Here is a 19,459-nt window from a genome sequence, read left to right as displayed (position 1 = left end):
AGGGGTCAGCTCACGTGTCGTCCATCACGGCGACGGCGGCTTATCGGGCATCGCTGCCAGCTCTGCTACGGAGGAACCGCTCAGGCGCTGGCGGCGATCACCATGATTTCCACGAGCACGTCCGCAGAAGCGAGGCGCGCTTCGACGGTGGCCCTGGCCGGCGCGCAACCGGCGGGCAACCATTCGCTCCACACAGCGTTCATCGCCGCGAAGTCGGCGTCGATGTTCTTCAACCAGATCTGCGCGCTCAGCGTCCGCGAGCGATCGGAGCTGGCCGCGGCCAGCAGCCTATCGATCTTAGCCAGCACCTGGCGGGTCTGCCCGGCGACATCTTCGCTACGGTCATCCGGCACCTGTCCGGCCAGAAATACCAGGTTGGCAAAGGTCACGGCGGCGGACATGCGTTCGTTGGTCTCGATGCGTTGCAGGGTCATACGTATTCCTCTTGAAGTAATGCAAATCAGGACGCGAGGGTCAGACCATCCAGCGCAACGGCAGGGCGCTGGTCGCCAATCAGACCACAAAGCAGGTCGGCGCTGCCGCAGGCCAAGGTGAAACCAAGGCTGCCATGGCCGACGTTGAGCCAGAGATTGTCGAGCGTAGTCGCGCCGAGCAGCGGCGTACCCTCTGGCGTCGCCGGGCGCAGGCCCGCCCACTGGGTAGCGCTGCGATAGTCCCCCGCGGCGGGAAAGGTCTCGCTGGCGAGGTGCTGCAGCATGGCGATCCGCCCCTGATCCAGGCTCGCATCCCAGCCGCCGATATCGACCATCGCCGCCACTCGCAAGTTATCGCCGAGGCGCGCGTAAACCACCTTGTTGTCGTAGTCGGTGACGTTGGTATCAGGGATTCCGGCATGGCTGCGCAACGGCAACGTCAGGCTGTACCCCTTGAGTGGGTAGATCGGCAATTCGATGCCGAGCGGTCGCAGCAGCGCCACACTGGCAGCGCCGGCGGCGATCACTAGGTGATCCACGGTCAGTTCGTCGTTGCCGAGCACCACCGCGCGTACGCGGCCATGCTCGCTGCGCAATGTATTGACCGTCTGACCGCTGTGCAGGTGAAAGTTGGGCGACTTGCTAAGCCGTTCCAGCAACCGTCGGCAGAACAGGTGACAGTCCGCGACTTCGTCGCCGGGCGAGTAGATGCCCCCTTGTAGGGCGCCAGCCAAAGGCTGCAATGCGGGCTCAATGGCTGCGCATTGATCGGCATCGAACAGCTGCTGATTGCCTTCGTTACTCAGACCTGAGGCGGCTTTGTCCAAGCTGGCACGGTCGCGGTAGATCACCAGCTTGCCGTTGGCGCGCCAGGCGAAGTCGTCCAAGCCGTCCTGTTCGCGCCAGTTGCGCAACACCTGCTGGCTATGAAGGGCCAGGCGCAGCAAGTGGGAGGCGTTGCGCTTATTGGTCGAGCGGCGGCAGGCGAGCAGGAAACGCGAGCACCAGCGCCACTGCTGCATGCTCATCTTGGGCCGGAAACGCAGTGGGGCATCGTTGCCGCGGAACATCCAGCCGAGCGCCTGCAAGGGCACACCGGCATCGGCCAGCGGCGATACGTAGCGATAACTCAGCTGGCCACCATTGGCGAAGCTGGTCTCCAGCGCCACCTGATCGCGTTTCTCGATCAGCTCGACCTGATGGCCTTGGCGCACCAGTGCATAGGCCGTGGTCAGCCCGATGACGCCGCCGCCGATTACCGCAATTCGCATCGTGCCGCTCCGTGAAAATGGATGACGGAAGCCTAGGTCCGACACCAGCGAAGCGGCCAATGAAAGGTTGGAGGCAACCCATAACCTGGGGTTATGCTTCGGCCCGTCAATCTGGGGATCTTTGCATGCGCCTTCGCCACATCGAACTGTTCCAGGCCATCCTGCAAACCGGCAGCCTGACCGCCGCCGCGCAGCTGCTGCATATCTCTCAGCCTGCGGCGAGCAAGATTCTCAAGCACGCCGAGCAGCAGCTCGGCTTCGCGCTGTTCAGTCGGGTGCGCGGCAAGCTGCAGCCGACCGCCGAGGCGCGCATCCTGCAACAGGAAACCGAACGCTTGGCTGCAGACTTGCAGAGCCTTCGGCGTCTGGCCGGTAATCTCGGCCGTGGTGAAGAGCGGGCGTTGCGGCTGATCTGCACACCCGCGCTGGCCCAGGTGCTGCTGCCAGAAGCGTTGCGCTGCTGGCGGGAGCGCTTCGCCAGCACGCCCTGTCAGCTCGCCACCCAGCACACGGCGGAAATCGTTGAGGCCTTGTTGCTGCGCGAAGCCGATCTTGGGCTGACCTTGCAGTCGGTTGAGCACCCTGGCTTGAGCAGCGAGGTGCTCGCGCAGGGGCAGATGATGGTGATCGCGCCGGCCAATTGGTGGTCCGCTGCCGAGCTGGCGTGCCCCTTGCGACTGGAGGAGTTGGCCGATGCGCCGCTGATCGGACTGGACACCCGCGATGCGCTGGGCGGCCTGCTGCGCGGACACCTCGAAGAGCTCGATCCGCCGCCGCGTATCAGTACCTGGGTGCAGACCTACCAGTTGGCGCGTTCGCTGGTGGCGGCCGGGCAGGGGCTGGCTTTGGTCGATCCGCTTACGGCGCTGGCCGGCGGGGATCACGCCATGCAGGCGCGGCCGCTGGAACCGATGATTCCGGTGCCGCTGTACGCACTGGTGCGCGCCCAGGAAGCCTCGTCGGCTGCGCAATTGGAATTGCTGGCCCAGGTTCGCCAACAGGCGGAGAGGCTCATGGCTGTGCCGGGACGCCTCTGATCGACTGCGTCTACGGCTGTGCTTCGTGCATCGCTCGGCTACCATCGCGGTCAACTTTGACGTCGGCTATTTTCATGGATCACGCTTCTCCGCTTGCCCGGTATCAGCAGGCCATGGTCCGCGGCGGGTTCGTTAGCGATGCCGCGCAGCTGCGTGCCGTCGAGCTGCTGCAGACCTGTCACCAGGCGTTGCATCAGCCCGACGCTATCGGAGCGTCGCCACCGGGTATTTATCTCTGGGGACCGGTGGGGCGTGGCAAGACCTGGCTGATGGATATCTTCCATCGCAGCTTGCACGTGCCGTCCCGTCGGCTGCATTTCCATCACTTCATGCGCTGGGTGCACATGCGCCTGTTCGCGCTCAACGGCACCGCAGATCCTCTGCAAGCGCTTGCCCGCGAGCTTGCCGAAGAGGTCCGCGTACTGTGTTTCGATGAGCTGTTCGTGGCCGATATTGGCGATGCGATCATCCTGGGCCGTCTGTTTCAGGTGATGTTCGAGCAAGGCGTGGTGATCGTCGCTACATCCAATCAGCCGCCTAGTCAGCTGTATGCCGATGGCTTCAATCGAGAGCGCTTTCTGCCCGCCATTGCCGCCATCGAGCAGCATATGCATGTGGTGAATATGGATGGCGGCGAGGACCACCGCCTGCGGCCCGGCGCTGTGGTGCAGCGTTACTGGGTCAGCGACGGGGAAAGCAGTGGTGCGTTGCAGCTGGTGTTCGACGAGCTGGCTGAGGGCACTGTCAGCAGCGATCCCGTAATTTTCGGAAGGCGATCTTTGAAGGTGGTGCATCGCAGCCAGTCGGCAATTTGGTGTCGCTTCACCGATCTATGCGAGCAGCCGTTTTCTGCGCTGGATTTCATCGAGCTATGCGACCGTTTCTCCGCAATCCTGATTAGCGAAGTGCCGCGGCTAGGCAGCGAGCAGAGGGAAGGGCGCATCGCTCGTGGCACCGAAGACGCGGCCGCTCGGGTGGAAGCGGGGGACCGTGACCTGCCCAAGCTGGCCGCACGCGACGATGCGGTCAGGCGTTTCATTGCGCTGGTGGATGAATGCTATGACCGTCAGGTACCGCTGTATCTGCAGGCGCAGGTGCCGATGGACGAGCTCTATACCCAGGGCTATCTCTCGTTCGCCTTTCGCCGCACGCTGAGCCGGCTGCGGGAGATGCAGCTGCAGCGCTTCGGTACTGAGAACTGAGAACTGAGAATTCTCAGTCGCGATAGAAGACCTGCACCAAGTGATAGCCGAACTGACTTTTCACTGGCCCATGCACTTCACGCAACGGTTTCTTGAAAATCACCTGATCGATGCTGCGTGACATCTGGCCGGGGCGCACCTCGCCCAGGTCGCCACCTTTCTTGCCGGACGGGCAGGTCGAATACTTCTTCGCCAGCACGTCGAAGGCTTCGCCATTGGCGATGCGCTTTTTCAGTTGCGCCGCTTCGGCTTCGGTCTTTACCAGGATGTGGCGTGCCATGGCTTTGGGCATTACAGGTCTCCTCGGATGCGGCGGCGATTGTAGTCAGCACGTGGGCAAAACCGAAGCACCAAGGCATTCAAAGCGACCGTTCGGCCGAGTCGAAAAGCGACGAACGGTAGTTATAGTAAAAATATGTTAGCGCTACCATCCGGCTCAACAATCATAACGCGGCACATTGATGCTGCTGGAGAGCCGATAGTGGATTTCCACTCCCATAGCGACATTCCCGTCGCCAGCCGCGCGCTGGTGGTTATGGGCGTCAGCGGTTCGGGCAAGACCGACACCAGCCATGCCGTCGCCGAAGCATTGGGTTTTCGTCATATCGAAGCCGATAATTTCCATCCCGAAGAGAACGTTGCCCGTATGCGCGCGGGCACGCCGCTATCCGACACTGATCGTGTCGAGTGGCTGCAGAAGCTCATCATCGAGATGCAAAAGGCAATCGAAGACGACGTCGGCTTCGTGCTGGCCTGTTCAGCGCTCAAGCGCCGCTACCGTGATCTATTGCGCGATGCGGTTCCCACCTTGCGTTTCGCGCATCTGTCCATCGATTACGACACGGCCGTTCAGCGCGTGGGTGGCCGTGCTGGACATTTCATGCCGATTTCTTTGGTGGACAGCCAGTTCGCCACACTCGAGTCGCCGGAAGGCGAACCCGGTGTGCTGGTAGTCGATGCCAGCCAGTCGCGCGAGCAGGTCCTCGGAGAAATCGTCAGCTGGATGCAGCGTGATTCTGGACTTGAAATCGCCGATCGCGAGGATCTTTCCGCACGCCCGCTTGATAGCGCTAACACAGAGCTGGCGCGCGGCGCTGAGTTGACTAGCGCACCCATCTACAGCGGAAAAATAGCGCAGAGCTTCGATCGGATCACCGATTGGCTGATGGCGGGCTTGCTCGCTTTTATGGTGATCGTGGTGTTTAGCAGCGTGGTGCTGCGTTATGCCTTCGGTACCGGTTGGACTGGCGCCGAGGAGCTTTCGCGATTGGCCTTCGTCTGGTTGGTCTTCGTTGGCGTCGCGTCGAGCATGCGCCGTGGAGAGCTGATGGCTTTCAGCATGATCCGTGATCGTTTTCCAAAGTTGTTTCGCCGTTTGGTCGATTCGGTCAGCTGGCTGATGGTGGCCGTCGCCAGCGGCATGGCTGCTATGGGCGGATGGAACCAGATGCAGTTCGGCTGGAACATCAATAGCCCGGTAGTGGGCTATCCGCTGGCAGTAGCGATGCTACCGGTGATGGCCAGCATGATCGCACTGACGGTCCTGGCGCTTTTGCAACTCGTGAACGTATGGCGCGGACAGCCCCAGCCGCATGCCGCCGACGCCAATGTAACGGCCGACTGACTTTTCGATAACAACATGGGCAATGCCCGCCTGAGGACCGTACATGACTGTCGTCGTCTTCCTTTCTTCACTGTTTGGCTTCATGGCCTTCGGCATGCCGATCGCATTCGCGCTGATTCTCACTGGTGCGGTGCTGATGTGGTATCTGGATTTCTGGGATGTGCAGTTGCTGGCCCAGAACCTTCAGGCCGGTGCTGACAGCTTTCCACTGCTGGCCGTGCCGTTCTTCATTCTTGCCGGTGAATTGATGAATGCCGGCGGCATTTCTCGCCGGATCATCAACATGGCGCAGGCCTATTTCGGCCACAAGCGCGGTGGGCTTGGGTATGTTGCGATTGCTGCCTCGGTGCTGCTGGCAAGTATGTCCGGCTCGGCACTGGCGGACACCGCGGCGCTGGCCACGCTGTTGCTGCCGATGATGCGCGAGCGCGGTTATCCACTGAGTTCGTCATCGGGTCTGGTAGCAGCTGGCGGCATTATCGCTCCGATCATTCCGCCCTCGATGCCTTTCGTGATTTATGGCGTGGTGACCAACACATCGATCAGTCAGCTGTTCCTCGCCGGTATGGTGCCCGGTTTGATCATGGGGGCTGGACTTGTGGTGGCCTGGACGCTGATCGCACGCAAGATCGACGAACCCCAACAGGAAAAAGCCACCCGTGCCGAGCGGCGCAAGGCGCTGGTCGACGGAGCAGCCGCCTTGATGCTTCCGGTAATTATCGTCGGCGGCTTGCGTGGCGGGTTGTTCACGCCAACCGAGGCAGCAGTGGTGGCAGCGGTTTATGCGCTTGCCGTTTCGACCCTGCTGTATCGCGAACTCAACTGGCGCGGCGTAATAGAAGTGCTGACCCGCGCGAGCCGTACCACGGCGTCAGTGATGTTCCTCTGCGCCGCCGCAATCGTTTCCGGGTACATGATCACGCTGGCGCAGTTGCCGGACGAGATCGCCATGATGCTCGGCCCGCTGGCGCAAGATCCGAAGCTGCTGATGGTTGCCATCATGGTGCTGATGATCGCGATTGGCATGGTGCTCGATCTGACACCGACCATTCTCATCCTTGGACCAGTGCTGGCACCTATCGCGGTCAAAGCTGGTATCGATCCGGTGTACTTCGGCGTGATGTTCGTATTGATCGGCTCCATCGGTTTAATTACGCCGCCGGTGGGCACTGTGCTGAACGTTGTCGGGGGTATCGGCAGGTTGCGCATGGAGACACTGGTGCGCGGAGTGATCCCATTCTTCGTTATTTATTTGCTGATCGTCGCACTGCTGGTAGCCGTGCCATCGATTATCACCGTGCCGCTGCAATGGTTGCGCTGATCGGGGCAGGTACTCGTTCCGCAGCGGCATTTAGGTTTCGCCTTGGCGAGAAAAGCTTCACCTTCATTCCATCCACAACAACAAAAGGTAAGACAGCATGAAACGATTTCTCATAGCGGCCCTGGCGGCCACCACGCTCGGTAGCGCCATCACCGCGGTCAGCGCGCAGGCGGCTGACGACGTTCGTTCACGAATGATCCGCTTCGGTTATGGACTCAACGAAGACAGCAACCAGGGCAGGGCGGCGAAGCTGCTTGCCGAAGAAATCGCCAAGGCGTCCGACGGCAAGCTCAAGATGCGGACGTTTGCCTCCGCCAGCCTGGGATCGGACGACCAGATGCAGAACGCGCTGATGGGCGGGGCGCAGGAAATGATGGTCGGTTCGACCGCCACCCTGGTGGGCATCGCCGAGGAAATGGCGGTATGGGATACGCCGTTCCTCTTTGAAAGCGAGAAGCAGGCGGATTACGTGCTCGATGGCCCGGTCGGGCAGAAGGTCATGGACGCGCTGGAAGAGAAGGGGTTGGTCGGCCTGGTCTACTGGGAAAACGGCTTCCGCAACCTCACCAACAACGTGCGTCCGGTCGAGAAGATGGAAGACTTCAACGGCATCAAGCTACGCGTGATGCCAAATCCGGTGTTCATCGACACCTTCAAGCAGATGGGCGCCAATGCGGTCCCGCTGCCGTTCTCCGAGCTGTTCACCGCGCTGGAAACCAAGGCGGTCGACGGTCAGGAAAACCCCTACAACACCATCCTTTCCTCGAAGTTCTATGAGGTGCAGAAGTACCTGAGCGTGACCAATCATGTCTACAGCCCATGGATCGTTACGGCGTCCAAGCGCTGGTGGGACGGGCTCTCCGAGACCGAGCAGGGCATCATCATGGACGCGGCGAAGAAGTCGCGCGACTCGGAGCGCGAAGATACTCGTGCCGAAGCCCGCGAAGCCTTGGCGCAAATCGAAGAGCACGGCATGGAGATCAACAAGGTCAGCCCTGAAGAAATCCAGCGTATGCGCGAGCAGGCCAAACCGGCAATTCAGACCGTGATCGATACGGTCGGTGAACCGCTGTTCAACGAAGTTCAGGCGGAAATCGCGAAAGCACCGAAGTGATCGGGCGCGCCCCTTCGGGGGCGCCTCCCGTATAGAATTCCCGCCCCTCGCCGCTGGATCCCGCTATGAGCTCTCGCCGTCGCCGCTCTCTGGAGCGGGTCACATTGTCCGATGTGGCTCGCAGTGCTGGTTGTTCCTTGATGTCCGCTTCGCGTGCGCTGTCGCAACCGGAGCGGGTGTCCGATGCGCTGCGCGAGCGTGTCATGGCTGCGGTCAAAGCGCTGGGCTACGTACCGCATACCGCGGCGCGAAGCCTTGCCAGTGCAAGGTCGAACCTCGTAGCTGTGATCATCCCTTCACTGTCGAACGCCGTATTCGTCGATACCGTCGAGGCGGTTCAGCGAGTCCTGATGCCGGCCGGGTATGAGCTGATGATCGGCGTCAGTCACTATCGTCCGGAGGAAGACGAGCGTCTGTTGCGTGCCTATCTGGCCCATCAGCCGGCGGGGCTTCTGGTCACCGGCTTCCAGCGCAGCGATGCCGCGCGCGAAGTGCTGGACAGCTACACCAGCCCCATCGTCACGCTGATGGAGCTGAGCGATGCACAAGAGGACTACTGCGTCGGTTTTTCGCAATTCGAGGCAGGCGCCGCCATGACCCGCAAGCTGCTCGAGCGTGGTTACCGCACCATCGCCTTCGCCGCTGCGCAGCTCGACCCGCGTACCCTGCAGCGTGCCGAAGGTTATCGGAAGGCGATGCGCGAGGCGTCCCGCTATGACCCCGCGCTAGAACTGCTGACGCCGGAGGTGTCCTCCATCGGCCTTGGCGCCGAACTGCTGGACAGGCTACTGGCCCAGCAGCCAGGCATCGATGCGATCTTCTTCAATAACGACGACCTGGCGCTGGGGGCGCTGTTCCGTGCCCGCCAGTTGCAGCTGGCCGTTCCTGGGCGCTTGGCCATTGCCGGTTTCAACGACCTGCCAGCCGCCGCTTGGATGCACCCGGCGCTGACGACTGTACGCACCATCCGTGGCGAGATCGGCACGCTGGCCGGGCAGATGCTGCTCAGCCTGATGCGCGGCGAAACGCCAACGCAACGGCGGATCGATGTGGGGTTCGAAGTGGTAATGCGCGAAAGCGCGTGAGGCACGACCGGCAGGCTTTGCGCTTGCCGGCTCCATCACAGCAGGGCTGTTAGTCGGCCTGCTGCGCCGCGGTGACCTGCTGGGCGATCTCGATCATCTGCTCGCGCATCCAGCGGTTGGCCGGGTCCTGATCGGTGCTTTCGTGCCAGTAAATGTGCGTTTCCAATGGTGGAATATCCACCGGCAGTGGCACCTGATGCAGATCGTGGCGACGGGCGAAACGCTCCGGCACGGTCACCGCCATATCGGTGTGCTGAATCACCTGCGTGGCCATCATGTAGTGCTGCGAGCGTAGAGCGATCTTGCGCTGCAGGCCCATCTTGCCCAGCGCTAGATCGACCATGCCCAGACCGCTGCGCCGGCTGGAAATATGAATATGCGACAGCGACAGGTATTCCTCGATGCTCAGCTTGTCCTTGGCCAGCGGATGTCCGCGGCGCATCGCGCAAACGTAGCTGTCTTCCAGCAACTTGACATGGCGCACCTGTGGGTCGGTGTTGAGCGGTGCGTCCATGGCAAAGTCCAGGCGGCCGGCAGCCAGTTCCTTGGTGGTCTCGCGGCGCTTGGCCAGCATGCTTTCGATCTTCACGTTCGGTGCCATGCGGCGCAGGCGTTGGAACAGCGGCGGCAACACCACGGCCTCGGTGAGGTCGGTCATGCTGATGCGGAAGGTCTTGTTTGCCTGCAGCGGATTGAAGGTACGGCTTTCCTGCACCGAGACGCGAAGCAACTGCAACGCGTTGCGCACCGGGCCGATGATGTTCTGTGCCATCGGCGTCGGCACCATGCCTTGCGCGGTGCGCACGAACAGCGGGTCGTTGAAGGTCTCGCGAAGGCGCGCCAGGGCATTGGAAACGGCGGGCTGGGTGATGCCGACGATCTGCCCGGCGCGGGTCAGATTCGCCTCGGTATAGATGGCATCGAAGACGATGAACAGATTCAGATCGACCTTGTTCAGGTTCATTGTTGTGCTCTCCGGCGTGTATCGGAATTCGCCGATCATATATCGGTGATGAATGTTTATACACGAGGAAAATAGCTTAGATAAATCGTCGAGCGTCCTCTAGCATCTAAAACTACAAAACGTTACCTGCAGAAGGTCTGTCGCCATGGATTTCGCCTATTCCCCCAAGGTTCAAGAGTTGCGTGAACGCGTTCAGGCGTTCATGGATGCGCATGTCTATCCCGCCGAGAAAATCTTCTATCAGCAGGTAAGTGAGGGCGACCGTTGGCAACCCACCGCCATCGTCGAGGAGCTGAAGGCCAAAGCCAAAGCCGAAGGATTGTGGAACCTTTTTCTGCCAGATTCCGAGCTGGGCTTTGGGCTGACCAATACCGAATACGCGCCGCTGGCCGAAATCATGGGCAGCTCCGGCCTTGGTCCGGAGGCATTCAACTGCTCGGCGCCGGACACCGGCAACATGGAAGTACTGGTTCGTTACGGCAGTGACGAGCACAAAAAACGCTGGCTCGAGCCTCTGCTTCGAGGAGAAATCCGCTCGGCCTTCGGCATGACCGAGCCTGGCGTGGCTTCGTCGGACGCGACCAACATGGAGGCGCGTGCCGTTCGCGAAGGTGACGAGTGGGTCATCAATGGTCGCAAGTGGTGGACCTCCGGTGCCTGCGATCCACGCTGCAAAGTCATGATCTTCATGGGCCTGACCAACCCGGATGCACCGCGTCACCAACAGCATTCGATGATCCTGGTGCCGATGGATGCGCCCGGTCTCAAGGTGCTGCGCCCGTTACCCGTATTCGGCTACGACGACGCGCCGCACGGCCACGCCGAAGTGCTGCTGGAAAACGTCCGCGTGCCGTATGAAAACGTGCTGCTCGGCGAAGGCCGCGGTTTCGAGATTGCCCAGGGTCGCCTTGGCCCGGGCCGTATCCACCATTGCATGCGCTCGGTGGGCGTGGCCGAACGTGCTTTGAAGCTGATGTGTGAGCGTTCGGTGAACCGCACGGCGTTCGGCAAGCCGCTGGCACGCCTAGGCGCCAACTTCGATCACATCGCTGAGTGCCGGATCGAGATCAACATGGCGCGACTGCTCACGCTCAACGCGGCCTACATGATGGATACGGTAGGTAACAAGATCGCCGCCAGCGAGATTGCACAGATCAAGGTGGTTGCGCCCAATGTAGCGCTGAAGGTCATCGACCGTGCCATCCAGATCCACGGCGGCGCCGGTGTATCCGAGGATTTCCCGCTGGCCCACTGGTACGCCATGCAGCGCACCCTGCGCCTGGCTGACGGTCCGGACGAAGTGCATCGTGCGTCGATCGCCAAGCACGAGCTGGGCAAATACGTGCCGCGCGAGGCGCTGCGTAGCCGCTGACACGCTCTGGTAGTACCAAAGGCAAAGCCATGAATCCTGGCTTTGTCTTTTTTATGCGTGGTTATCTGCTGGTGTGGCGCGCTGGGGATTGGACAAAGCGTTCGCGAGCAAGCTCGCTCCTACGGGATTGTGCGTCCTCGGCCGTTGTAGGAGCGAGCTTGCTCGCGAATGGAAACTGCAGTTACGCCTGCTGACCATAAAGGCTGGTCACTAGACCCCGATAGCGCCGGTAGGTCTGCTCGTAAGCTGCGACGGCGTGTGCATCCGGCCTGACGGCGGTCGTCTCATCCAGGCTGACACAGCGCTCGCAAATCTCGGCGAGACTGGCCTGCGCATCGCTCTGCCGCGCATGACACCAGGCCGCCTGGATGGCCGCGCCCAGCGCGGCAGCCTCGCTGTACGTGGCGCAGATGACGGGTGCATCCATAACGTCGGCGATGATCTGCCGCCACAGTGGGTTCTTCGCACCGCCACCGATCAGCCGAATCCGTTCGCTGCGAATACCGCTATCACGCAGCAGGTCCAGACCATAGCGCAGGCCGAAGGTCACGCCTTCGAGCACGGCGCGGCAGAGGTTGGCGCGAGTGAGGTTGTCGCTGGTCAAGCCGTGCAGGCTGGCGCTGGCCTGGGGCAGGGCGGGTACGCGTTCGCCGTTGAGATACGGCAGCATGCTTACGCCATCCGCGCCGATGGGCGCTTGTGCCACCAGTGCGTTGAATTGCTCGAGCTCGAGCTGCAGCAACTCGCGGATGGTGCCGTTGGCGTTGGTCAGGTTCATGGTGCAGATCAGCGGCAGCCAGCCACCGTTGGACGAGCAGAAGGTCGCGACCGACGGCTGCGAACTGACGCGGGGTTCATTGCCGTATCCGTAAAGCGTGCCGGAGGTGCCCAGGCTCATGGTGATCGCGCCGGGTGCGATATTGCCGGTCCCGATCGCGCCCATCATGTTGTCGCCGCCACCGCTGGCCACCAGGGCCTGGGGATTGAGCCTCAGGCGCACGGCCAGTTCCGGTCGTAGATTTCCGACGGCCTGGTGAGACTCGATCAGCTTGGGCAGCGCCGCCTCTAGGCGCCCGCCGGGATCGATATGGCGAACCAGTTCGACATCCCAGCGCCGATTGCGCACATCGAAATAGCCCGTGCCCGATGCGTCGCCATACTCGCTGCAGCAACGCCCGGTCAGCCAGTAGTTGAGATAGTCATGGGGCAGCAGGATATGGGCGATACGCTCGAACAGCGCGGGATGCTGCTCCTTCATCCAAAGCAGCTTGGACACCGTGTAACCCGGCGCAATGGCGACGCCCAAACGCTGCAGCGAGCCGATCTCGCCGCCCAGCCAGTCCAGCAGGCGCTGGTTTTCGGTGGCCGATTCGGTGTCGCACCAGAGCTTGGCCGGCCGCAGTACTTGGCCATCCGCATCCAGCGTGACCAGCCCATGCTGCTGGCCGGAAACGCCGATGCCGAGCACGGCCGTTCCATTGACTCCGGCCTGAGCCAGGGCTGCTGCGGTGGCCTTTACGAGGGCATCGGTCCATTGTTTTGTGTCCTGTTCGCGGCGTCCGTTGGGGCCGCTGATCAGCTCATGGCTGGCCGAACCTTCACCCAGTACGGTGCCGGTTGTGGTGTCCAGCAGCAGCGCCTTGGTGCCTTGAGTACCGCAGTCGATGCCCAGAAACATAGGATCTCCTAAGGTCTGTTACCGTTTCCCGAACGCCCGACACCGCCCCAACGTAGGGTGCGCTCGGCGCACCATGTACACCGAAATCTAGCGGCGCGCGGAGCGCACCCTACGAAAAGCCTGCAATTTCTGGGATATGCCGTCACTAACCGCGTTGCTGTAGGTTTTGAGGAATCCTCAGTATTGCCCGTCGCTGATGCGCGGCGCCGCCTAACGTAGGGTGCGCTCGGCGCACCATGTACACCGAAGTCCGGCGGTGCGCGGAGCTCACCCTACGGTCCAGCAGAGCCTAATCCTCCAGCAGCTGCTCGAGGGTGCCGTTCACGCCCAAGGAGCGCAGTCGCGTCAAGTTGCGCTCGAAGGCTTCTCGGAAGGACGCCGAACGCGGTATCTGGGTACCGAAGATATCCTCGCGGCCGAGCAGCCGTTGGGCCAGTCCTTCGTCCTCGTCGACCAAGGCCTGGCAGAACTCCAGCCGTGGATCGAGAATCCGGTAACGCTCGCCATTCTCGTCGACGCCCCGCAGATACAGCGCCCAGGCAGCGATCACCAGCGCGGCGCGATCCAGCTCGGCGTCGTCGGCGATTAGCCGGTTGATGGTCGGTACGCTGAACTTGGAAAACTTCGAGGAACCATCCGAACAGACCCGCTCCAGCTGGTCGGCGATGGCACGGTTGGAGAAACGCTCGATCAGCGTGCGCTTGTATTGTTCGAGGTCGATACCGCGCACTGGCGCCAGTTGTGGCGTCACGTCGTCATCCATGTAGCGCTGTACATAGCGCCTGATCAACGGGTCATCCATGGTTTCGTGTACGTAGCGATAGCCGCGCAGAGTGCCCAGGTAGGTCAGCGCCAGATGGCTGCTGTTGAGCAGCTTGAGTTTCATTTCCTCATAGGGTGCGACGTCGTCGGTGAACTGCACGCCGACCTTCTCCCAGGCGGGGCGGCCATTGACGAACTTATCTTCCAGCACCCATTGCACGAAGGGTTCGCAAACCACCGGCCAGGCGTCGTCGATGCCGTGGTGGTCCTGAAGCGCGTGGCGATGCGCTGCGCTGGTCATCGGCGTGATGCGATCGACCATAGCGTTGGGAAAACTGACATGGCGCTCGATCCACCGGGCCAGGTCGGCGTCCACCAGCGCCGCGAAGGCAAGCAGCGCCTTTCGGGTGACGTCGCCGTTGTGCGGCAGGTTATCGCAGGACATCACCGTGAACGGCGCAATGCCAGCGCCACGGCGCCGGGCCAGCGCCGCGCAGAGCAGGCCGAATACGCTGATCGGCGCGCGTGGGTTGGCCAGGTCGTGCTGGATCTGCGGGAAATGGGGATTGAACTGGCCGGTGCTTTCGTCCATGCAGTAGCCGCCTTCGGTGATGGTCAGCGAGACGATGCGGATTGCCGGGTCGGCGAGCCGGGCCACCACCGTTTCCGAACCGTCTTCGACCAGCAGCATGTTGCGAATGCTGCCGATCACCCGAACCTCCGTATCCGGTCGATCATCCAGCTCCACCAGAGTGAACAGGTGGTCCTGCGCGGCCAGGGCGTCGCGCATGGTCTTTTCCTCGGGGCGGGTGCCGATGCCGCAGATGCCCCAGTCCAGCCCTTCACCGGTATTCATCAGGGCATCGGTATAAGCCGCCTGGTGGGCACGATGAAAACCGCCGACGCCGATATGGGCAATGCCGGTGCTGACCGTTTCCAGGGGATAGCCGGGGCGCTTGACGTTGGCCGGCAGTCGTTGCAGATGCTGTTCGTTCAACTTCATCGGATGTCTCGCTGACAGACGTGCGCGTCCTCGCCACGGGATCGTCCGTAACGGCTGGCAACACGGGAATGAATGACAAGTCGCCGTTTGAGCGACTGCCAGGCTGATTCAGGCCACCTGACGCAGAGGCTGGCCGACCGCCAGGCCCTTGCTGTCGAACAGATGGCAGTGGGCGGCATCGAGCGTCAGTTTCAGCGCCTCGCCATAGCGCGGCGTGAAATCGCCACGGATGCGCATGGTCAACGGCTCGCCCGCCTGGGTGATCACATGGCAGTAGGTGTCGCTGCCCAGGCGTTCGCTGACATCGGCCTTGACCTCCAGCTGGCAGCTGCCGTCGGTGCTGCGGTTGAGGTGCTCGGGACGGATGCCGAGAGTGACCGGATCGCCAATGGACAATGCCGGGCCGCCCAGGGGCAATTGCAGGCGGCACCTGGCGTCCAGTTCCACCTCGCAACCCTCGGCATGTACACCGACGACCGTGCCCTGGAGAAAGCCCATCTTCGGCGTACCGAGAAAGCCTGCGACGAAGAGGTTGGCCGGGCTGTGATAGAGCTCCATCGGCGAGCCGACCTGCTCGACACGGCCGGCGTTGAGCACCACCACCTTGTCGGCCAGGGTCATCGCTTCGACCTGATCGTGGGTGACGTAGATCATCGTCGCCTGCAGTTCCTGATGCAGACGCGACAGCTCCAGACGCATCTGCACCCGTAACGCGGCGTCGAGGTTGGACAGCGGTTCGTCGAACAGGAACACCTTCGGGTTGCGCACGATTGCGCGGCCGATCGCTACCCGCTGGCGCTGGCCGCCGGAGAGCTGTTTCGGCTTGCGTTCAAGCAACGGCTCCAGGCCGAGGATGCGCGCGGCATTGGTGATCTTCTGCTCGACTTCCTGCCTGTCGACACCGGCCAGGTCCAGGGCGAAGGACATGTTCTTGCGCACCGTCATGTGCGGGTACAGCGCATAGGTCTGGAACACCATGGCCAGGTCCCGCTTGGCCGGGCTGACCTGAGTGATGTCGCGGCCGCCCAGCTCGATATGGCCGCTGCTGACTTCTTCGAGGCCGGCGATCAGCCGCAGCAGGGTGGATTTTCCGCAACCGGATGGGCCGACGAAGACGACGAACTCGCGGTCGCGGATATCCAGGTCGATACCTTTGATGATCTCGTTGCCGTCGAAGCCTTTTTTCAGGTTGTGAATCTTCAGGTCTGCCATGTTCGGATCCTCTGTTGTTCTTGTGGGTTCGCTCGCGGGATTACTTCACCGCGCCGAACGACAGGCCGCGGACCAGCTGCTTCTGGCTGATCCAGCCGAAAATCAGAATGGGTGCGCAGGCCAGGGTGGAAACGGCCGAGAGCTTGGCCCAGAACAGGCCCTCGGGACTGGAATAGGAGGCGATCAGCGCCGTCAGCGGGGCGGCGTTGGCCGAGGTCAGGTTGAGCGACCAGAAGGCCTCGTTCCAGCACAGGATCAGCGACAGCAGCATGGTGGAAGCCAACCCGCCCTTGCTGATGGGCAGCAGCACGCGGAGCATTTCCTGCGACAGAGTGGCGCCGTCCATACGCGCCGCCTCGAGGATGTCGCGCGGGATGTCTTTGAAGTAGGTGTAGGTCATCCAGACCAGGATCGGCAGGTTGATCAGCGTGTAGATGATGATCAGCACCGTACGGCTGTCGAGTAGACCGAACTGCTTGGCCAGCAGGTAGATCGGCACCAGCACGCCCACCGCCGGCAGCATCTTGGTGGAGAGCATCCACAGCAGCGTGCCCTTGGTCCGTTTGGTCTCGAAGAAGGCCATGGAGTAGGCCGCCGGGATGGCGATCAGCATGCCCAGGATGGTGGCGCCGAAGGAGATGGTCACCGAGTTCCAGGCGTACTTGAAGTAACCGCTGCGCTCCTGGATGTGCACATAGTTGTCCAACGTCGGTGTGAAGATAAATTGCGGCGGCGTGGCGAAGGCGTCGATCTCGGTCTTGAAGCTGGTCATCAGCATCCAGAAGATCGGGAAGAACAGCAGCAGTGCCACTGCCCAGGCGAGCACGCCAACCAGCAGGGTGTTGAGGCGGCGACTTTGTTTCAGCGTCAGCATCGGTCTGTCCTCAGTATTTCTCGGTGAGATTCTTGCCGAGCATCCGCACCAGGATGATCGCCGCGATATTGGCGATGACCACTGCGATCAACCCGCCCGCCGACGCCATGCCGACATCGAACTGCAACAGCGCCTGGTTGTAGATCAGGTAGGCGAGGTTGGTGGAGGCGTAACCGGGGCCGCCGCTGGTAGTGGTGAAGATTTCGGCAAATATCGAGAGTAGAAAGATGGTTTCGATCATCACCACTACCGCTATCGGGCGGGCCAGGTGCGGCAGCGTCAGGTACCAGAAGATGGCGATGGGCCCGGCACCGTCGAGGCGCGCCGCCTCCTTCTGCTCCTGGTCCAGCGACTGCATGGCGGTCATCAGGATCAGGATGGCGAAGGGCAGCCATTGCCAGGAGACGATGATCACGATGGATGCCAGCGGATGCTGCGCCAGCCAGTCCACGGGCTGTGCGCCGAAGAATTTCCAGACGGCGGCGAGAATGCCCGACACCGGGTGGTAGATCAGGTTCTTCCAGACCAGCGCGCTGACCGTCGGCATGATGAAGAACGGCGAAATCAACAGCACGCGGACGATGCCGCGCCCGGCGAAGTCCGCGGCTTCCAGCAGTGCCGAGATCAACACGCCGAGCACCACACTGATTAGCAGCACGCTGCCGACCAGGATCAGGGTATTGGTCATGCCGGGCATGAAACCGGCATCGGTCAGGAAGTAATGAAAGTTCTCCAGCCCGACGAAATCGTTCTCGCCCGGATAGAGCAGGTTGTAGCGGATGACGGAGAAATAGACGGTCATCGACAGCGGCACCAGCATCCACAACAGCAGTAACGCGACGGACGGGCTGACGAGGAACCAGCTGGGACCGAGCCGCCGGCGAGGGCGCTCGGTCGGTTCGCTGTCCGTGCGAGTGTCGGGAGCCTTGGGCAAGGCAGTAGTTGTGGTAGCCATGGTCGTGCTCCGGATGAGGAGGGCCGATGAGGGCTCAGCGAGCCCTCAATGGGAGTAACGGCTGCCTACTTGGGATAGCCCGCGCGCTTCATCTCGCGCGTGGTCGACTGCTGCACGGCAGTGAGCATCTGTTCAACCGGCATCTGCCCGGTGAGGGCGGCGGCAAACATCTTGCCGACCTGGGTGCCGATGGCCTGGAACTCGGGAATTGTCACCAGCTGGATGCCGACATAAGGCACTGGCTTGGCGGACGGCGAAGCGGGGTCGGCCTGCTTCAGCGACTCCAGCGTGATTTCGGCGAAGGGCGCGGCGGCCATGTATTCGGCGCTGTAGGTCGATTCGCGAGTACCCGGCGGCACGTTGGCGACGCCATCGGTCTCGGCGACCAGCTTGGCGTAATCCTTGGACGTCGCCCAGGCGGCGAAGGTCTTGGCCGCCTCCTGCTTCTTCGAACTGCTGGGAATGGCCAGTGCCCAGGAATACAACCAGGCCGAACCCTTATCGGTGTCTTCCTGCGGCGCGAAGGTGAAGCCGACTTTGTCGGCGACCCTGCTCTGCGAGGTGTCGGTGACGAAGGAGCCGGCCACTGTGGCATCGACCCACATGGCGCACTTGCCGGTGTTGAACAGCGCAAGGTTTTCGTTGAAGCCATTGCTGGACGCGCCCGGCGGCCCGTAGTTGCTCAGCAGGTCCACATAGAAGGCAGCGGCCTTGGTCCATTCGGGACCGTTGAATTCTGGCTGCCATTGCTCGTCGAACCAGCGCGCGCCAAAGGCATTGGCGACAGTGGTGACCAGCGCCATGTTCTCGCCCCAACCGGCCTTGCCACGCAGGCACATGCCGTACTGGTCTTGATCGGGCTTGTGCAACTTCTCGGCGAACTCGGCCATCTGCGTCCAGGTCGGACGTTCCGGTATCTGCAGGCCGGCCTGCTCGAACAGGTCGGTGCGGTAGTAGGTCATCGAGCTTTCGGCGTAGAAGGGCAGCGCATAGAGCGTGCCGTCGACCGACAGGCCTTCGCGTACCGAAGGGAACACATCGTCGAGATCGTAATCGGCGGGCAGGTTGGTCATCGGTGCCAGCCAGCCCTTGTCGCCCCACAGCGAGGCTTCGTACATGCCGATGGTCAGCACGTCGAACTGGCCCCCCTGGGTGGCGATGTCGGTGGTCAGGCGCTGGCGCAGTACGTTTTCTTCAAGTACGACCCAGTTGAGATCGATCTCGGGATTCTGTTGTTCGAAGGTCTGGGAGAGGCGCTGCATGCGGATCATGTCCGCATTGTTGACGGTGGCGACCGTGAGGGTTTCGGCCGCGTGGGTCGCGCCGATCATCGCAATACAGGTGGTGCCGAGCAGCAGTTTGACGATTTTCATCCTGGACTCCTCTTCCACGGCCAGGGCGGTGGAAGCGCTTATTGTTTTTGTTGTTGCTCGTGTACTGCGTACGAGCGTCTCGCGAGCATTACAACGCTCGCATCGAGGTGGTTACAAAGCCCTGACCGCACTTCGTTCGATACTTTTTTGTACTTTCATCTGATCGTGCTGGGTGCAG

At 61.9% G+C, this 19,459-nt stretch carries 17 protein-coding genes; 7 read left to right on the top strand and 10 right to left on the bottom strand.

Annotated features, from left to right (window positions below; genetic code table 11):
* Positions 1 to 80: 80 nt before the first annotated feature.
* Together NA645_RS09750 and NA645_RS09745 are read right to left on the bottom strand one after the other, a co-directional pair.
* Positions 81 to 434, bottom strand: coding sequence for a RidA family protein (locus NA645_RS09750; RefSeq protein WP_256048614.1), 354 nt, complete (start codon positions 432 to 434; stop codon positions 81 to 83).
* 26 nt (positions 435 to 460) lie between these two features.
* The gene (locus NA645_RS09745) at positions 461 to 1,705 is read right to left on the bottom strand and encodes a D-amino acid dehydrogenase (RefSeq protein ID WP_256048613.1); all 1,245 of its coding nucleotides are present in this window, start codon (positions 1,703 to 1,705) and stop codon (positions 461 to 463) included.
* A gap of 125 nt (positions 1,706 to 1,830) precedes the next feature.
* Between NA645_RS09745 and NA645_RS09740 the strand changes: the two genes are divergently transcribed.
* Together NA645_RS09740 and zapE are read left to right on the top strand one after the other, a co-directional pair.
* Positions 1,831 to 2,742, top strand: a complete 912-nt coding sequence (locus tag NA645_RS09740; protein ID WP_256048612.1) for a LysR family transcriptional regulator — start codon at positions 1,831 to 1,833, stop codon at positions 2,740 to 2,742.
* Positions 2,743 to 2,816: 74 nt separating this feature from the next.
* Positions 2,817 to 3,944 carry a cell division protein ZapE gene (zapE, locus tag NA645_RS09735; RefSeq protein WP_256048611.1) on the top strand — a complete coding sequence of 376 codons (1,128 nt, stop codon included), beginning with the start codon at positions 2,817 to 2,819 and terminating at the stop codon, positions 3,942 to 3,944.
* A 13-nt stretch (positions 3,945 to 3,957) separates the two neighbouring features.
* On the opposite strand, the gene NA645_RS09730 is transcribed toward zapE, so the two are convergent.
* Positions 3,958 to 4,236: a peptidylprolyl isomerase gene (locus tag NA645_RS09730; RefSeq protein ID WP_256048610.1), complete on the bottom strand. Its 279-nt coding sequence runs from the start codon at positions 4,234 to 4,236 to the stop codon at positions 3,958 to 3,960.
* Between the two features lie 243 nt (positions 4,237 to 4,479).
* Between NA645_RS09730 and NA645_RS09725 the strand changes: the two genes are divergently transcribed.
* From NA645_RS09725 to NA645_RS09710, 4 genes are all read left to right on the top strand, one after another.
* Positions 4,480 to 5,568 (top strand): gluconokinase, GntK/IdnK-type, encoded by a 1,089-nt coding sequence (locus NA645_RS09725; protein WP_256048687.1) that lies wholly within the window; start codon positions 4,480 to 4,482, stop codon positions 5,566 to 5,568.
* A gap of 43 nt (positions 5,569 to 5,611) precedes the next feature.
* On the top strand, positions 5,612 to 6,889 hold the full coding sequence (locus NA645_RS09720; protein ID WP_256048609.1) for a TRAP transporter large permease: 1,278 nt from the start codon (positions 5,612 to 5,614) through the stop codon (positions 6,887 to 6,889).
* 97 nt (positions 6,890 to 6,986) lie between these two features.
* Positions 6,987 to 8,003, top strand: a complete 1,017-nt coding sequence (locus NA645_RS09715) for a TRAP transporter substrate-binding protein (protein ID WP_256048608.1) — start codon at positions 6,987 to 6,989, stop codon at positions 8,001 to 8,003.
* A gap of 65 nt (positions 8,004 to 8,068) precedes the next feature.
* Positions 8,069 to 9,088, top strand: coding sequence for a LacI family DNA-binding transcriptional regulator (locus tag NA645_RS09710; RefSeq protein ID WP_256048607.1), 1,020 nt, complete (start codon positions 8,069 to 8,071; stop codon positions 9,086 to 9,088).
* 49 nt (positions 9,089 to 9,137) lie between these two features.
* Here NA645_RS09710 and NA645_RS09705 read toward each other — a convergent pair whose 3' ends face one another.
* The gene (locus NA645_RS09705) at positions 9,138 to 10,052 is read right to left on the bottom strand and encodes a LysR family transcriptional regulator (protein ID WP_256048606.1); all 915 of its coding nucleotides are present in this window, start codon (positions 10,050 to 10,052) and stop codon (positions 9,138 to 9,140) included.
* A 145-nt stretch (positions 10,053 to 10,197) separates the two neighbouring features.
* Between NA645_RS09705 and NA645_RS09700 the strand changes: the two genes are divergently transcribed.
* A complete protein-coding gene (locus tag NA645_RS09700; protein WP_256048605.1) occupies positions 10,198 to 11,424 on the top strand; it encodes an acyl-CoA dehydrogenase in 1,227 nt (408 codons plus the stop codon).
* A gap of 181 nt (positions 11,425 to 11,605) precedes the next feature.
* On the opposite strand, the gene xylB is transcribed toward NA645_RS09700, so the two are convergent.
* The 6 genes from xylB to NA645_RS09670 all read right to left on the bottom strand — a co-directional run bounded on the left by xylB (position 11,606) and on the right by NA645_RS09670 (position 19,281).
* Positions 11,606 to 13,102, bottom strand: a complete 1,497-nt coding sequence (gene xylB, locus NA645_RS09695; RefSeq protein WP_256048604.1) for a xylulokinase — start codon at positions 13,100 to 13,102, stop codon at positions 11,606 to 11,608.
* A 289-nt stretch (positions 13,103 to 13,391) separates the two neighbouring features.
* Positions 13,392 to 14,867, bottom strand: a complete 1,476-nt coding sequence (locus NA645_RS09690) for a mannitol dehydrogenase family protein (protein ID WP_256048603.1) — start codon at positions 14,865 to 14,867, stop codon at positions 13,392 to 13,394.
* Positions 14,868 to 14,975: 108 nt separating this feature from the next.
* Positions 14,976 to 16,079, bottom strand: coding sequence for an ABC transporter ATP-binding protein (locus tag NA645_RS09685; protein ID WP_256048602.1), 1,104 nt, complete (start codon positions 16,077 to 16,079; stop codon positions 14,976 to 14,978).
* 40 nt (positions 16,080 to 16,119) lie between these two features.
* Complete coding sequence (locus tag NA645_RS09680) at positions 16,120 to 16,953, bottom strand: carbohydrate ABC transporter permease (protein ID WP_256048601.1); 834 nt, start codon at positions 16,951 to 16,953, stop codon at positions 16,120 to 16,122.
* 10 nt (positions 16,954 to 16,963) lie between these two features.
* Entirely contained in the window at positions 16,964 to 17,908 is a 945-nt protein-coding gene (locus tag NA645_RS09675; RefSeq protein WP_256048600.1) for a carbohydrate ABC transporter permease, read from the bottom strand.
* Positions 17,909 to 17,973: 65 nt separating this feature from the next.
* Positions 17,974 to 19,281, bottom strand: coding sequence for an ABC transporter substrate-binding protein (locus tag NA645_RS09670; RefSeq protein WP_256048599.1), 1,308 nt, complete (start codon positions 19,279 to 19,281; stop codon positions 17,974 to 17,976).
* Positions 19,282 to 19,459: the final 178 nt, after the last annotated feature.

Source organism: Stutzerimonas stutzeri, from assembly GCF_024448955.1.
Classification (GTDB): domain Bacteria; phylum Pseudomonadota; class Gammaproteobacteria; order Pseudomonadales; family Pseudomonadaceae; genus Stutzerimonas; species Stutzerimonas stutzeri_AQ.
Note: the sequence above shows the minus strand (reverse complement) of the source record. Positions and strands in the feature narration are given on the sequence as shown.

Bases quoted from the DNA above. Each gene is read 5' to 3' on its own strand.
- NA645_RS09750 (WP_256048614.1), bottom strand. From the start codon at position 434: ATGACCCTGCAACGCATCGAGACCAACGAACGCATGTCCGCCGCCGTG.
- NA645_RS09745 (WP_256048613.1), bottom strand. From the start codon at position 1,705: ATGCGAATTGCGGTAATCGGCGGCGGCGTCATCGGGCTGACCACGGCC.
- NA645_RS09740 (WP_256048612.1), top strand. From the start codon at position 1,831: ATGCGCCTTCGCCACATCGAACTGTTCCAGGCCATCCTGCAAACCGGC.
- zapE (WP_256048611.1), top strand. From the start codon at position 2,817: ATGGATCACGCTTCTCCGCTTGCCCGGTATCAGCAGGCCATGGTCCGC.
- NA645_RS09730 (WP_256048610.1), bottom strand. From the start codon at position 4,236: ATGCCCAAAGCCATGGCACGCCACATCCTGGTAAAGACCGAAGCCGAA.
- NA645_RS09725 (WP_256048687.1), top strand. From the start codon at position 4,480: ATGGGCGTCAGCGGTTCGGGCAAGACCGACACCAGCCATGCCGTCGCC.
- NA645_RS09720 (WP_256048609.1), top strand. From the start codon at position 5,612: ATGACTGTCGTCGTCTTCCTTTCTTCACTGTTTGGCTTCATGGCCTTC.
- NA645_RS09715 (WP_256048608.1), top strand. From the start codon at position 6,987: ATGAAACGATTTCTCATAGCGGCCCTGGCGGCCACCACGCTCGGTAGC.
- NA645_RS09710 (WP_256048607.1), top strand. From the start codon at position 8,069: ATGAGCTCTCGCCGTCGCCGCTCTCTGGAGCGGGTCACATTGTCCGAT.
- NA645_RS09705 (WP_256048606.1), bottom strand. From the start codon at position 10,052: ATGAACCTGAACAAGGTCGATCTGAATCTGTTCATCGTCTTCGATGCC.
- NA645_RS09700 (WP_256048605.1), top strand. From the start codon at position 10,198: ATGGATTTCGCCTATTCCCCCAAGGTTCAAGAGTTGCGTGAACGCGTT.
- xylB (WP_256048604.1), bottom strand. From the start codon at position 13,102: ATGTTTCTGGGCATCGACTGCGGTACTCAAGGCACCAAGGCGCTGCTG.
- NA645_RS09690 (WP_256048603.1), bottom strand. From the start codon at position 14,867: ATGAAGTTGAACGAACAGCATCTGCAACGACTGCCGGCCAACGTCAAG.
- NA645_RS09685 (WP_256048602.1), bottom strand. From the start codon at position 16,079: ATGGCAGACCTGAAGATTCACAACCTGAAAAAAGGCTTCGACGGCAAC.
- NA645_RS09680 (WP_256048601.1), bottom strand. From the start codon at position 16,953: ATGCTGACGCTGAAACAAAGTCGCCGCCTCAACACCCTGCTGGTTGGC.
- NA645_RS09675 (WP_256048600.1), bottom strand. From the start codon at position 17,908: ATGGCTACCACAACTACTGCCTTGCCCAAGGCTCCCGACACTCGCACG.
- NA645_RS09670 (WP_256048599.1), bottom strand. From the start codon at position 19,281: ATGAAAATCGTCAAACTGCTGCTCGGCACCACCTGTATTGCGATGATC.